Origin of the sequence: Pseudomonas sp. RIT-PI-AD (assembly GCF_025642785.1) — a bacterium.
Taxonomy (GTDB): domain Bacteria; phylum Pseudomonadota; class Gammaproteobacteria; order Pseudomonadales; family Pseudomonadaceae; genus Pseudomonas_T.
Genome location: NZ_JANZKU010000009.1, coordinates 18,730 through 32,743, shown reverse-complemented (window position 1 = coordinate 32,743; position 14,014 = coordinate 18,730). Strand labels below are relative to the sequence as shown.

At 66.8% G+C, this 14,014-nt stretch carries 10 protein-coding genes; all 10 read left to right on the top strand.

Annotation, left to right across the window (positions count from 1 at the left end; genetic code table 11):
- Positions 1-16 precede the first annotated feature (16 nt).
- On the top strand, positions 17-1,318 hold the full coding sequence (locus OGL92_RS10075) for a DotU family type VI secretion system protein (RefSeq protein ID WP_263143403.1): 1,302 nt from the start codon (positions 17-19) through the stop codon (positions 1,316-1,318).
- The gene (gene tssM / locus OGL92_RS10070) at positions 1,318-4,920 is read left to right on the top strand and encodes a type VI secretion system membrane subunit TssM (protein WP_263143402.1); all 3,603 of its coding nucleotides are present in this window, start codon (positions 1,318-1,320) and stop codon (positions 4,918-4,920) included. The genes OGL92_RS10075 and tssM overlap by 1 nt, the downstream gene beginning before the upstream one ends.
- Positions 4,920-5,549, top strand: coding sequence for a type VI secretion system-associated protein TagF (gene tagF / locus OGL92_RS10065; protein WP_263143401.1), 630 nt, complete (start codon positions 4,920-4,922; stop codon positions 5,547-5,549). Before tssM ends, tagF begins: the two co-directional genes overlap by 1 nt.
- Before the next feature lie 311 nt (positions 5,550-5,860).
- Entirely contained in the window at positions 5,861-6,820 is a 960-nt protein-coding gene (gene epsC, locus OGL92_RS10060) for a serine O-acetyltransferase EpsC (RefSeq protein ID WP_263143400.1), read from the top strand.
- 598 nt (positions 6,821-7,418) lie between these two features.
- The gene (locus OGL92_RS10055; RefSeq protein WP_263143399.1) at positions 7,419-8,654 is read left to right on the top strand and encodes an SfnB family sulfur acquisition oxidoreductase; all 1,236 of its coding nucleotides are present in this window, start codon (positions 7,419-7,421) and stop codon (positions 8,652-8,654) included.
- A gap of 12 nt (positions 8,655-8,666) precedes the next feature.
- On the top strand, positions 8,667-9,890 hold the full coding sequence (locus OGL92_RS10050) for an SfnB family sulfur acquisition oxidoreductase (RefSeq protein WP_263143398.1): 1,224 nt from the start codon (positions 8,667-8,669) through the stop codon (positions 9,888-9,890).
- A 10-nt stretch (positions 9,891-9,900) separates the two neighbouring features.
- Positions 9,901-11,289 (top strand): LLM class flavin-dependent oxidoreductase, encoded by a 1,389-nt coding sequence (locus OGL92_RS10045; RefSeq protein ID WP_263143397.1) that lies wholly within the window; start codon positions 9,901-9,903, stop codon positions 11,287-11,289.
- 74 nt (positions 11,290-11,363) lie between these two features.
- Positions 11,364-12,161 carry a MetQ/NlpA family ABC transporter substrate-binding protein gene (locus OGL92_RS10040; protein WP_263143396.1) on the top strand — a complete coding sequence of 266 codons (798 nt, stop codon included), beginning with the start codon at positions 11,364-11,366 and terminating at the stop codon, positions 12,159-12,161.
- Between the two features lie 5 nt (positions 12,162-12,166).
- Positions 12,167-13,288, top strand: a complete 1,122-nt coding sequence (locus tag OGL92_RS10035) for an ATP-binding cassette domain-containing protein (protein ID WP_263143395.1) — start codon at positions 12,167-12,169, stop codon at positions 13,286-13,288.
- Positions 13,272-13,925, top strand: a complete 654-nt coding sequence (locus tag OGL92_RS10030) for a methionine ABC transporter permease (RefSeq protein ID WP_263143394.1) — start codon at positions 13,272-13,274, stop codon at positions 13,923-13,925. Before OGL92_RS10035 ends, OGL92_RS10030 begins: the two co-directional genes overlap by 17 nt.
- Positions 13,926-14,014: the final 89 nt, after the last annotated feature.

Genomic DNA, 14,014 nt, shown 5'->3' with positions numbered 1-14,014 from the left:
TTGCAGTGCTTAAGCCATGGCTGAACTAGATCCCTTCAACGCCGGCAAAGACCGCACGTTCGTGATGCCCAATCCGGGTGGCGAGAGCCCCGGTAACGCGGGCACCCACGAGCGGAGCCGGGCGCCGGAGTTCGATCTTCCCGAAGTGCATTCGGGGAGCAATCCGCTGGTGGCGGCGGCGAACCCGTTGCTCAACCTGATCTACCAGATCCGCACGCTGGTGCATAACTCCGAGCCCGCGCGCCTGCGGGACTTCCTCACCCAGGAAGTCCGCAACTTCGAGGCGCGGGCGAAATTCGAGGGAATCTCCCAGGAGCACCTGATCGCCGCGCGCTATTGCCTGTGCACGGTGCTGGACGAAACCGCGGCGCAGACCCCCTGGGGTGGCTCCGGCGTATGGTCGCGCCACAGCCTGCTGGTGACCTTCCATAACGAGACCTGGGGCGGCGAGAAGTTCTTCCAGTTGCTCGCCAAGCTGGCGCAGTCGCCGATGCAGCATCGCGACCTGCTGGAGTTGATGTACTACTGCATTTCCCTGGGTTTCGAGGGACGCTACCGGATCATCAGCAATGGCCAGAGCCAGCTGGAGACCCTGCGTCGGCGCCTCGCGGAAATCATCCGCGATGCCAAGGGCGACCGTTTCAAGGCACTTTCCCCGCACTGGGAAGGCGTCACCAACGAGCTGCCGAAGGTCTGGCGGGTCATGCCGGTGTGGGTTTCCACCATCCTCGGCTTGCTTCTCGGCACCGCCATCTACATGGTCATCGCCTTCTACCTGTCGGACCGTTCCGACAAGACGTTCGCCGCGATCAACGGGCTGAAGCTGCCCGAGGCGCCGGTGGTGGAGCGCAATACCGCGCCACCCGTACGTTTCGCGCGCTTCCTCGAGCCGGAAATCCGCGCGGGCCTGGTCTCGGTCAAGGAAACCTCCGAACAGAGCACGGTCACCATTCTCGGCGACGGCCTGTTCGATTCCGGTAGTGCCTCGGTCCGTTCGCGCTACTACCCGATCCTGCAGCGGATCGCCGAGGCGATCAACGAAACCCACGGCAAGGTGCTGGTCACCGGGCACAGCGACGACGTGCCCATCCGCACCGTGCGCTTCCCCTCCAACTGGCACCTGTCGATGGAGCGGGCGACCACGGTCTCCGCCTTGCTGGAGAAATTCATCGATACGAGTGGACGGGTGACCACCCAGGGGCGCGGGTCCTCCGAGCCGGTGGTGCCCAACGCGTCGGCAGCGAATCGCGCGCTGAACAGGCGGGTCGAGATCACGGTGTTCGCGTCCCCCGCCGATCTGCAGAAAGAGATTCGATAATGCGCTGGCTTTTCTCCTTGCTGTTCAACCGCTACGTGTTCATCGCACTGGGCATCGCCGCGTTGATGCTGGCCATCTGGTACCTGGGCCCGCTGTTCGCCTTCGCCGACTGGCGTCCGCTGGAGCCGATTCCGGCGCGCCTATGGTTGATGGGCGCGATCCTGTTGCTGATCGCCTTGCGCATCCTGGTGCATTACTGGAGAAGTCGCCGGGTCAACGGCATGCTGCTCAACGCCATCGCCGGCATGCGCAGCGCCAAGACCCCGGCGGGCCCGTCCGACGCAGCCCTCGAAGAGCTGCACAACAACTTCGAGCAGGCTCTGCTGAAGCTGAAGAAGGTGCGCTTCGGCAGCCAGGAGCAGGGCTGGTGGGCGCGCGTGCGGCAGAAGTACGTCTATCAGATTCCTTGGTACGTGTTCATTGGCGCACCGGGCTCGGGCAAGACCACCGCCCTGGTGAACAGCGGGCTGCGCTTTCCCCTGGCGGACGAGTTCGGCAAGGAAAGCATCAAGGGTGTCGGCGGCACGCGGAACTGCGACTGGTGGTTCTCCGATGAAACGGTCCTGCTGGACACCGCGGGCCGTTACACCACCCACGAGAGCGATGCCTCGGCGGACAAGGCCGAATGGGAAGGCTTCCTCCGCCTGCTGAAAAAATTCCGCCCCCGCCAGCCCCTCAACGGCGCGATCCTCACGGTGTCGGTATCGGACCTGCTCGCGGCCAGCGAAGAGGACCGTGCCCGGCATGCCGCGCGGCTGCGCGCCCGTCTCAACGAGTTGTACGAGTCCCTGGGTATCGCCTTCCCGGTCTACGTGCTGGTGACCAAGGCCGACCTGCTCGGCGGCTTCAACGAGTATTTCGCCGGTCTGAGCAAGGAAGAGCGGACCCAGGTCTGGGGCCTGACGCTGCCTTACCAGCCCGATGCCGTGCTCGACGGCAAAGCCCTGGGCAAACAGTTGGAAGAGGAAATGGACCTGCTGTCGCGGCGCCTCTTCGAGGGCCTGCCCGACCTGATGCTCGAAGAGCACGACACCGGGCGCCGGGCCCGCGCCTACGCCTTGCCGCAGCACTTCACCAACCTGAAACCCTTGCTCAGCCAACTGATGCAGGACGTGTTCGCCGAGAACCGTTTCGCCCAGACCGCGATGCTGCGGGGGGTCTACTTCACCAGCGGCACCCAGGAAGGCACCCCCTTCGACCGCGTGCTCGGCGTGCTCGGCCGCAGCCTCGGCTACGACGCGCGGGTGGCGTTGCAATCCTCGCCGTCCACCGGCAAGAGCTTTTTCCTCCAGGACCTGTTGCGCAAGGTGATCTTCCCCGAGGCCCACCTGGCCGGACGCAACCGCCGCGCCGAACGTCGCGAGCGCCTGCTCAGCATCGCCGGCCACAGCGCCGTGGCGTTGCTGCTGCTGGCCGCCATCGGCGCCTGGGCGCTCAGCTTCCACAACAACACCCGCTATATCGACCTGGTGGATACGCGCACCGCCAAGGTTCAGGGCAAGTTGCAAGGGCTGGCCAAGTCCGAGGGCGACAGCCTGCTGGAGCTGGTGCCGGTGCTCAACGACCTCAACGGCCTGGCGGCCGGACCGGACTTCCCGGCCAGCGAGCCGCCGCTGAACTACACCTATGGCCTCTACCAGGGGGGCAAGCTGGATGCGGTAGCCCAGGAAACCTATCGCTCCGCGCTGGAGCAGGCGCTGTTGCCGCGCATCGTGCGGCGCATGGAATACCTGCTGCGCACCACGCCGGAGGACAACCTCGAATTGTCCTATGAGGTGCTCAAGGCCTACCTGATGCTCAACGATCCGAAGCGCTACGACGCCGGCGCCCTGGAAGCCTTCATCCAGCTCGAGTGGGAACGCAGCCTGCCGCCATCGGTGTCCCGCGATCAGCGTGAGCAGCTCTTCGCCCACCTGCACAACCTGCTGGGCGATCATCCGGTGGTTTCGCCGTATCCCCTGGACGAGGAACTGGTCAAGCAGAAGCGCGAGCAGTTGGCCAGCTTCTCCCTGGCCCATCGTGCCTACAGCCGCCTGAAGCGCCGCCTCATGGACGGCAGCCTCTCCGACTTCACCGTGGCCGAGGCGGGCGGCCCGCAATCCTCGCTGGTCTTCACCCGCGCCAGCGGCAAACCGCTGACCGACGGCATACCCGGACTGTTCACCTATAACGGCTACCACAAGGTATTCCTGCCGGAGACCCGCTCCATCCTCGGGATGCTGGAAAGCGAGGAGAACTGGGTGCTCGGCCGCGTCGCGCAGCCGGTGCAGCAGCAAGCGGAAAACCTCGTGGAGGGCACCACCCAGCGCGACATCAAGCGCCTGTACCTGCACGAGTACGTGCGGCTTTGGGAGGAATACCTGGGCGATATCCGCCTGATCGAAAGCCAGTCCATGGCGCAAAGCATCGAGACCGCGCGCATTCTGTCGGCGCCGGATTCGCCCATCGCCCAATTCCTGCGCTCGGTCGCCCGGGAGACCACGCTGCTGCGCGCCGAGGCCAAGCCCAACGAGCAGTATTCCCTGGCCGGCCAAGCCGCCAATCGGGTGAAGAGCGCCGCCGCCGATCTGGAACGGGTGTTCGGCCCATCCAACCTGACCCGCCGCGAGGGGAGCGTCGAGCAGCTCGAGCGCATCGTCGACGACCGCTTCGAGCCGATCCGCCGACTGGTCACCGCCGACGGCGGCACGGTGCCGATCCAGACCGTGTTGCGCATGTTCAACGACATGTACATGAGCCTGTCGAGCACCGACGTGGCCCTGCGCAGCGGCGGGACCTCGGCGCAATTGAATGTCCCCCAGACCGAGGCGCTGACCCGCATCCGCGCCGAGGCGGCGCATCTGCCGATGCCGCTGCGGACCATGCTCGAAGCACTGGCCGACTCCAGCACTTCCCAAGCGGTAGGCAGCGTACGCCGTACCCTGGGCGGCGAACTGGACAGTTCGGTGGGGGCGTTCTGCCGCAAGGCGATCCGCGGCCGTTATCCCTTCCAGCGCTCTTCCAACCAGGATGTCACCCTGGCCGACTTCTCCCGGCTGTTCGCGCCCGGGGGCATGATGGAACAGTTCTATCGCGACCACCTGGCGGCGATGACCGACATGTCGGGCTCCACCTGGGTGCTCCGCCAGCCAGGCGGGGTCCAGGTGCCCCTGACTTCCTTCCAGAAGGCGGCGCGCATCCGCGATGTGTTCTTCCCCTCGGGCGGGCGCACGCCCGAGCTGTCCTTCGAATTCCGCGTGTTGGAAATGGACGCCTCCATCACCCAGCTGACGTTCGATTTCGATGGGCAGATTTTCCGTTATGCCCACGGCCCGCAGATTCCGCAGCGGGTGACTTGGCCGGGGCCGCGGGGCAGCAACCAGGTGCGCCTGGAACTGGCCGATTCGTCGGCGCCCAGCGCCTATCTGGTGAAGACCGGTCCCTGGGCCCTGATGCGGCTGTTCGACGAGGGCGAGAGCCGCAACGTTTCCGGGCCGGAAAAATTCGTCTCGACGCTGATGGTCCAGGGTAAGAAAGTCGTGCTGGAGGTCACCGCCAGCAGCGTGCAGAACCCGTTCCGCCTGGGCGAACTGGCCAGCTTCTCCTGCCCGAGCCGGATCTGATGGAAGAGGAATTCAACCTCCTCGGCGAGCTGGCAGCGACGCCGCGTTTCGGCTTCTACGGCAAGATGCCCGCGGTCGGCGACTTCGTCGTGCGCGGTCTGCCGCGCGCCCAGGTGGCCTTGGTGGACCACTGGCTGCAAGAAGGCCTGGGCACCTTGCAGCAGACCGAAGCCGACTGGTTGCAGCATTACCTCATCGCGCCCGCCTGGTGTTTCGTCCTGCCACCCGGCCAGTGGGACGAGCAGGCCCTGTGCGGGGCGTTGATCCCCAGCGTCGACCGCGTCGGGCGTTATTTTCCCCTGGTGGCGCTGGCCCCCCTGAGTGCCGCGCAGGCCACTGATCAAGCGGGGCTCTGCGCGCGCCTCGCCGACCTGGCCAAGGCCTTGCCCCGGGTGCTCCACGAAGGACTCGACCCGGACGCCTTCCTGCTGCAACTGGAGGCGTTGGGGAGCTGGCTGAGCCTGACGCCGGGCGCGGTCCCCTCCATCTTCGAGCGGTTCCAATGGGAGGGAGACTGCTCGTTGTGGTGGGCCATCACCCAGCCCGACCAGCCGTTCCGCCAAGTCAGCCATCGCGGCAAGCCGGATATCGACCTGTTCAAGTGCCTGTTCGGCCCGCGTCTCTACTAGATCGAGGCGGGCGGAAACGAAGGGAGCCCGACATCCGGTTTTCAGTCATTCCTCGCCGCACGCGATACCTTGCCGAACATCCCCAAGCGCAACCGAGCACCGACCCCTGGTGTTTCGGTCGTCTCTCCAGAAAGCGAGCGCGTGCAGGCTCATCACGGCAGGCCAACCTTGCATCTCGTTCTAGTCTCATATCAAAAAACTCTAGAAAAAGTGTTTCATTAATAGGCTGTTATCCAGCAGCCTTGGCCGCCAGGCGTTGCGCTGGCGCAGCCGGCGCGCATTTCCATTGTTCGAGCACCGGTGCCCCTCCCATGAGTCGTTCTTTCGATCAGCCTTCTTCCTTAACCGCCCCGGCGACCGCGGTCGACTGGCAACTCGGGCGCATCGTCGGCGAATTGCGCGAGGCGCGCGCCGATTGGCGGGCCAGCCACAGCCGCAACCTGGACCAGCGCTCCCGCGAGTTGCCTTCGCGCAGAGCGGTCGGGCAGATCGTCGAAGCCTTGAGCGGCGCGCTTTTTCCCATGCGCCTCGGGCCCAACGACCTGCGCGCCGAGGGCGAGGATTTCTACGTGGGCCATACCCTGGACGCCGCCCTCAATGCCTTGCTCCATCAGGTTCGCCAGGAACTGCGTTATAGCGCGCGGCTGCAGGGTGAGGAGGGCGAGCGCGAAGAGACGGCCCGCGCCTTGGTGCAGGACTTCGCGATGGCGCTGCCCGCCCTGCGCCGCCTGCTCGACAAGGACGTACTGGCCGCCTACAAGGGCGATCCGGCGGCCCGCAGCGTCGACGAAGTGCTGCTCTGTTACCCCGGCATCCTCGCGGTGATCCACCACCGCATCGCCCATCATCTGTATCGAGCCGGCCTGCCGCTGCTGGCGCGGATCATCGCCGAGATCGCCCATTCGGCCACGGGCATCGATATCCATCCCGGTGCGCGTATCGGCACCTGCTTCTTCATCGATCACGGCACGGGCGTGGTCATCGGCGAGACCGCGATCATCGGCGACCGGGTGCGCATCTATCAGGCGGTCACCCTCGGCGCCAAGCGTTTCCCGGAAGACGAGTCGGGCAATCTGCAAAAGGGCCAGCCGCGCCACCCGATCGTCGAGGACGACGTGGTGATCTATGCCGGCGCCACCATCCTCGGGCGCGTGACCATCGGCCAGGGTTCCACCATCGGCGGCAACGTCTGGCTGACCCGCAGCGTGCCGGCCGGTAGCAACGTCACCCAGGCCAACCTGCAGAATCACCTGGACGCGGGCGCGAGCTGAATCCTCGAGCGTAGCCCGGCCGCTCGCGCGATCCTGGCGTCGAGCGCTGGTCCAGAGACGATGTGCTGATCGACTGCTGCTCCAGCAACACCCCTGACATCCCCTGTCCAGAGGCCTGGCGCCGGTAAACCCGGCGCCACGGCGGCCTGACGCCTTTCTTGGGGATGCGACTGTCTCTCCAGCAACAGTTAACCGGCCGATCCCACCCATGGCCGCCGAACACTGTTGCTCTTTAATATTAAGACGTTGATTTAAAAGAATATTTTTTTACGGCATGGCTTGTGCAATAGGCTTCCCATCGATCCGGCAACGGCCGGAGCGCAATGCAGTTGGGAACAGTGGATGCCGTCGCGTTTAGCGAACCGCCCATTCCGCTCGACGCGGACACATGCCACGTCGCTTCTTGCGAAGCCTATCCGTCCGCGGGTGCGGAAGGTGTGGGAGCGGGGCGGCGGCCGTTCCGCTGAGGTCGGGGCCGGCGCATGGATGCGTGCCTCGACATCCTGTCGACAACGGGAGCCGGCCCGTAGGGAGCCGGTATCCGCCTCGCGGCTGGAGTGCCGTACGAGGCGTTTTCATATCAAAGGTCGTCCAATTCATGCACAACGAAACCGAACCCAAGGATTTTCGTGATCAGGCGCCCCGGTTACTGCCGGCGAAGCTGATCGAGAACGATGCCCAGGCCATTCATGCCGCTCACGAGGTGGCGAAACTGGCCCGGGAAGAGGCGGCCCTGCGCGATCGCGAGCGCAAGTTGCCGTGGCGCGAGCTGGAGCATTTCACCGTGCTGGGGCTGGGGGGCATCTGCGTACCGCGCGCCTACGGCGGCGCCCAGGTGTCCTACGTCACCCTGGCCGAGGTGTTCCGGGTGATCTGCGCCGCCGATCCGGCGCTGGGACAGATCCCGCAGAATCAGTTCGGCATGCTCAACGTGATCGACAACGTCGCCAGCGATGCGCAGAAGCGTGTGCTGTTCGGCGGCGTGCTCGGCGGACGCCGGCTGGGCAACGCCGGCCCCGAACGCAACACCAAACACACCCTGGACATGAAGGCGCGGGTGGTGAAAAGCGCCGACGGCTACCGGGTGAGCGGCGAGAAGTTCTACTCCACGGGCGCCTTGTTCGCCCATTGGGTGGCGGTGAAGGCCCTCGACGAGCAAGGCCGCGCGGTGATGGCGTTCGTCGAGCGCGGCGCCCCCGGCCTGCGCATCGTCGACGACTGGTCCGGCTTCGGCCAGCGCACCACCGCCAGCGGCACCGTGCTGCTGGACCAGGTGCCGGTGGCCGCGGACATGCTGATCCACAACGGCCTGCTCGCGGAAATCCCGAGCATCCAGGGCGCCGTGTCCCAACTGATCCAGGCGGCCATCGACGCCGGCATCGCCGAGGCGGCGGTGGAGGATACCATCGCGTTCGTGCGCGAGCGCAGTCGCCCCTGGGTGGACGCCGGCGTCGAGCGCGCCGCCGACGAGCTCTACACCATCGCCGAGGTGGGCCGGCTGAAGATCGAACTGCATGCCGCCAACGCGCTGTTGGAAAAAGCCGCGCGGACCCTGGACGAAATCGCCGCCGCGCCGGTGGATGCCGACGCCGCCGCCCGCGCCTCCATCGTGGTGGCGGAGGCCAAGGTCCTGACCACCGAGATCAGCCTGGCGGCCAGCGAAAAGCTCTTCGAGCTGGCCGGCAGCCGCGCGACCCTGGCCGAGTTCAACCTGGACCGGCATTGGCGCAATGCCCGCGTACACACCCTGCACGACCCGGTGCGCTGGAAGTACCACGCGGTCGGCAACTATCACCTGAATGGCGCGCGTCCGGCGCGGCATTCCTGGATTTGAGGAGCTCTCAGGATGAGCCTTGCACACCCCTTGACCCCCCTTGACCAACCCTTCGACGGGGTCGCGGTGATTCGCGACGACGCCGAGGCGCTGGCCGTCGCCCACGCCCTGGCCGCGGATTTCCGCGAAGGCGCCGCGGCGCGCGACCGCGAGCGGCGCCTGCCCCATGCCGAGCTGGAGGCGTTCAGCCGCAGCGGCCTGTGGGGCATCGTGGTGCCCCGCGACTACGGCGGCGCCGACGTTTCCCGGGTGACCCTGGCGCAGGTGGTGGCGATCATCAGCGCCGCCGACAGCTCCCTCGGGCAAATCCCGCAGAACCATTTCTATGCCCTGGAAGTGTTGCGGGTGAACGGCAGCGAAGCGCAGAAGCGCCGGCTGTACGCCGAGGTGCTGGCCGGCCAGCGTTTCGGCAACGCGCTGGCGGAAATCGGCACGCGCACCGCCAGCGACCGCACCACCCGGCTGACCCGCGAGGGTGACGGCTACCGGGTCAAGGGGCGCAAGTTCTATGCGACCGGTGCCCTCTACGCGCAACGCATCCCCACCTCGGTGATCGACGACGACGGGGTCCAGCAATTCGCCTACATCCCGCGCAACGCACCGGGGCTGGAAATCATCGACGACTGGAGCGGCTTCGGCCAGCGCACCACCGGCAGCGGCTCGGTGCTGTTCGAGGACGTGGCGGTGGCCGCCGAGGACGTGGTGCCCTTCCAGAGCGCCTTCGACCGACCCACCACGGTCGGCCCCTTCGCGCAGATCCTGCACGCTGCCATCGACGCCGGCATCGCCCGGGCGGCCTATGAGGACGCCCTGGCCTTCGTCCGCGAACGCTCGCGGCCGTGGATCGACTCGGGCGTGGACAAGGCCAGCGAGGATCCGCTGACCCTCCACGAGTTCGGCCGCCTGAGCATCCGCCTGCACGCCGCCGAAGCGCTGCTCGAGCGCGCCGGGCGGTTCCTCGACGCCGCCACCGCGAATCCGCACGCCGAGTCGGTGGCCGCCGCCTCCATCGCGGTGGCCGAGGCCCGCGCCCTGACCACCGAGATCGCCCTCAGCGCCGGCAGCAAGTTGCTGGAACTCGCCGGCAGCCGCGGCACCCTGGCCGAGTTCAACCTCGACCGCCACTGGCGCAACGCGCGGACCCACACGCTGCACGATCCGGTGCGCTGGAAGTACCACGCGGTCGGCGATTACTACCTGAACGACCGCCTGCCGCCGCGCCGCGGCACGCTCTGAGGAGCCCGAGATGGCGAAGAAACAGATGCTCTTCAACGCGTTCAGCATGAACTGCGTGGGCCACATCAACCACGGGCTCTGGACCCATCCGCGGGATCGCTCGACGGACTACCGCAGCTTGAAACATTGGACGGAGCTGGCGCGGCTCCTCGAACGCGGCCTGTTCGACGGGCTCTTCCTCGCCGACATCCTCGGCGTCTACGACGTCTACCAGCAGTCCATCGACGTGACCTTGAAGGAGGCGATCCAGCTGCCGGTCAACGACCCTTTGCTGCTGGTCTCGGCCATGGCCCAGGTTACCGAACACCTGGGCTTCGGCCTGACCGCCAACCTGAGCTACGAGGCGCCGTATCCGTTCGCCCGGCGCATGTCCACCCTGGACCATTTGAGCGACGGACGGGTCGGTTGGAACATCGTCACCGGCTACCTGGAGAGCACCGCCAAGGCCATGGGCGAGACGCGGCAGATCGAGCACGACCGGCGCTACGACCGCGCCGACGAATACCTGGAAGTGCTCTACAAGCTCTGGGAGGGCAGTTGGGAGGACGATGCGGTCGTCGCGGACCGCGCGGCGCGGGTCTATGCCCGGCCGGACAAGGTCCACCGCATCGAGCACCATGGCGAATTCTTCGACGTGGAGGGCTATCACCTCTGCGAGCCCTCGGCGCAGCGCACGCCGCTGCTGTTCCAGGCCGGGTCCTCGGACCGCGGGCTGGAATTCGCCGCGCGGCACGCCGAGTGTGTCTTCGTCTCCGGCCAGACCAAGGACGCCACCCGCAAGCTGGTCGAGCGTTTCCGCGCCGCCAGCCTGGAACAGGGCCGCGGCCCGGATGCGATCAAGGTGTTCATGGGCGTCAGCGTGATCGTCGCGCCGACCGCCGCGGAGGCCCAGGAGAAGTACCGCGAGTACTGCCGCCACGCCAGCCCCGAGGCCGGCCTGGCGCATTTCAGCAGCACCACGGGCATCGACTTCTCCCGCTATGGCCTCGACGAGCCGATCCGCTACGAGAAGAACAATGCCATCGAGTCGGTGGTGAAGAACCTCACCGTGGCCCGGACCGATTCCACGGTACGCAAGCTGCTCGACCAGTTCGCCCTTGGCGGGCGCTACATCACCCTGGTGGGCGACCCGGTGCAGGTGGCCGACGAATTGGAGAGCTGGATCGCCGAGACCGGCCTGGACGGTTTCAACCTGACCCGCACCGTGGAGCCGGAAAGCTACGCCGACTTCATCGACCTGGTGGTGCCCGAGTTGCAGAGCCGGGGCTCCTACAAGACCGCCTATGCCGAGGGCACCCTGCGGGAGAAATTGTTCGGCGCCGGGCGCGCACGCCTGCCGGCCGAACACGTGGGCGCCAGTTGGCGGCACGGGCGCGCCGGCCAGCGCCTGCGGGCCTGAAGCGGGATGACAACGACCACTGGAGCGTCTCCAGACACCTTTCCCCACGTCCACTCCGCATTAGGGAGCGAAAGATGCTGAATCGCGCGAAAACACTGACCCTCGGGGTCTTGCTGGCGGTTTCCGGGGCGTTGCACGCCGCCGACGACAAACCCTTGAAGGTCGGCACCACCGCGGCCTTCGCACCGCCGCTGGAGGTGGCGGTGGAGGAGGCCGGCAAGCAAGGGCTGAAGGTCGAACTGGTGGAGTTCAGCGACTGGAACACGCCGAACATCACCCTGGCCAACGGCGACATCGACGTGAACTACTTCCAGCACACGCCGTTCCTGGAGAACGCCAAACGTGAAGGCGGGTTCGACCTCAAGGCCTACGCGCCGGGGGTGATCAACAACGTCGGGCTGTATTCGAAGAAGTACACGCGCATCGCCGACCTGCCGGACGGCGCCAAGGTCGCCATTGCCAACGACCCGATCAATGGCGGGCGCGGCCTGCAACTGCTGCAGAAGGCCGGGCTGATCCGCCTGAAGGCCGGGGTTGGCTACAAGGCCACCCTGGACGACATCCTCGACAACCCCAAGCACATCGACATCATCGAGCTGGAGGCGGTGCAACTGGTGCGCGCCCTGGACGACGTCGACCTGGCCCAAGGCTACCCGCATTACATCCGCCTGGCGGGCACCATCGACCCGGAAAGCGCGCTGCTGTTCGACGGCATCGAGAACAAGGAATACATCATCCAGTTCGTCACCCGCAGCGATTACCAGGACGACGGCCGGCTGCGCCGCTTCATCGACATCTACCAGCACTCGCCGCAGGTGCGCGCGGCGCTGGACAAGGCCCACGGCAAACTCTACCAACCGGGTTGGGAATGAACGGCATGACCCGCGTGTTGGCCGCCGCCGAGCGGTTCGCCCCGGCCAGGCCGCCCGTCGCCGCGCCGGTGTCCGTCGAGGCGACGGCGACCGAACACATTCGCCTGCGCGGCCTGGACAAGCGCTATGTCAGCGACGCCGGCAGCGTGCAGGCGTTGCAGGGCATCGACCTGTCGATCCGCCGCGGTGAGGTGTTCGGCATCATCGGCCGCAGCGGTGCCGGGAAGTCCTCGCTGATCCGCACCCTCAACCGCCTGGAACGGCCGAGCGGCGGCCAGGTGCTGGTCGACGGCGAGGACATCGGCACCTTCGACGACCGGCAACTGGTCGGCCTGCGCCGGCGCATCGGGATGATCTTCCAGCACTTCAACCTGATGTCGGCGAAGACCGTCTGGCAGAACGTGGCGCTGCCGCTGAAGGTGGCCGGCCTGGACAAGGCCCACGTCCAGCGGCGGGTCGAGGAATTGCTGGCGCTGGTGGGGCTGGAAGACAAGCACGGGATGTATCCGGCGCAGTTGTCCGGCGGGCAGAAGCAGCGGGTCGGCATCGCCCGGGCGCTGGTGCATCAGCCGGAGGTGCTGCTGTGCGACGAGGCCACCTCGGCCCTGGACCCGGAAAGCACCCAGGCGATCCTCGCCCTGCTGCGCGACATCAACCGGCGCCTGGGCCTGACCATCGTGTTGATCACCCATGAGATGGCGGTGATCCGCGAAATCTGCGACCGCGTAGTGGTGCTCGAACGTGGCCAGGTGGTGGAGCAGGGCGAGGTCTGGCAGGTGTTCGGCGACCCGCGCCATGCGGTGACCCGCAGCCTGCTGGGGCAGCATCGCGAGGGGTTGCCGGAGGACCTGCGCGATCGCCTGCACGCGCAACCGCCGGGCCAGCCCAGCGATCTGCTGGTCCAACTGCGCTTCACCGGCGCCGGCCGCCGCGAGCCGGACCTGCTGGCCATCGCCCGCAGCCTGGATGCGCCGGTGAGCCTGCTGCATGGCGGGGTGGAGCGCATCCAGGGGCATGCCCAGGGCCACCTGTTGCTGCGCATCGGCGGCGCCCCGGAGGCGCTACCCGCCTCTTTGTACGAATTGGCCGACCACGTGGAGGTGCTGGGTTATGTCGCCCATGCTTGATCGCCTGTTGCAGGGCTTCCTGGATACCCTGCTGATGATCGGCGCCTCGTCGCTGATCGTCCTGCTGGTGGGCATTCCGCTGGCGTTGGTCCTGGTCACCACCGGCCCCGGAGGCATCTTCGAGGCGCGTGCGCTGAATCGCGGCCTGGGGGCAGTGGTCAACGTGCTGCGCTCGATCCCGTTCCTGATCCTGATGGTGGCGCTGATTCCCTTCACCCGGCTGATCGTCGGCACCAGCTACGGGGTCTGGGCCGCGGTGGTGCCGCTGACCATCGCCGCCACGCCGTTCTTCGCGCGGATCGCTGAAGTCAGCCTGCGGGAAGTGGACTTCGGCCTGGTGGAGGCTGCCCAGGCCATGGGCTGCCAGCGGCGTCACATCGTCTGGAACGTGCTGTTGCCGGAGGCGCGGCCGGGCATCGTCGGCGGCTTCACCATCACCCTGGTGACCATGATCAACTCCTCGGCCATGGCCGGGGCCATCGGCGCCGGCGGCCTGGGCGACCTGGCGTATCGCTACGGCTACCAGCGCTTCGATACCCAGGTCATGCTCACCGTGATCATCGTCCTGGTGGTGCTGGTGGCGCTGATCCAGTACGGCGGCGACAGCCTCGCGCGGCGCCTCAACAAGCGCCTCTAGGCCTTCCGTTCGTCCAGGGGCGCCGGGGTGGTCCGAGACAAACCGCACCCAGCGGCTACGCTGTGTGACTTCGTCCCCCGACAGGATGC

Excerpts from the sequence above, each read along its gene's own strand:
- OGL92_RS10075 (WP_263143403.1), top strand. The coding sequence starts at position 17 with ATGGCTGAACTAGATCCCTTCAACGCCGGCAAAGACCGCACGTTCGTG.
- tssM (WP_263143402.1), top strand. The coding sequence starts at position 1,318 with ATGCGCTGGCTTTTCTCCTTGCTGTTCAACCGCTACGTGTTCATCGCA.
- tagF (WP_263143401.1), top strand. The coding sequence starts at position 4,920 with ATGGAAGAGGAATTCAACCTCCTCGGCGAGCTGGCAGCGACGCCGCGT.
- epsC (WP_263143400.1), top strand. The coding sequence starts at position 5,861 with ATGAGTCGTTCTTTCGATCAGCCTTCTTCCTTAACCGCCCCGGCGACC.
- OGL92_RS10055 (WP_263143399.1), top strand. The coding sequence starts at position 7,419 with ATGCACAACGAAACCGAACCCAAGGATTTTCGTGATCAGGCGCCCCGG.
- OGL92_RS10050 (WP_263143398.1), top strand. The coding sequence starts at position 8,667 with ATGAGCCTTGCACACCCCTTGACCCCCCTTGACCAACCCTTCGACGGG.
- OGL92_RS10045 (WP_263143397.1), top strand. The coding sequence starts at position 9,901 with ATGGCGAAGAAACAGATGCTCTTCAACGCGTTCAGCATGAACTGCGTG.
- OGL92_RS10040 (WP_263143396.1), top strand. The coding sequence starts at position 11,364 with ATGCTGAATCGCGCGAAAACACTGACCCTCGGGGTCTTGCTGGCGGTT.
- OGL92_RS10035 (WP_263143395.1), top strand. The coding sequence starts at position 12,167 with ATGACCCGCGTGTTGGCCGCCGCCGAGCGGTTCGCCCCGGCCAGGCCG.
- OGL92_RS10030 (WP_263143394.1), top strand. The coding sequence starts at position 13,272 with ATGTCGCCCATGCTTGATCGCCTGTTGCAGGGCTTCCTGGATACCCTG.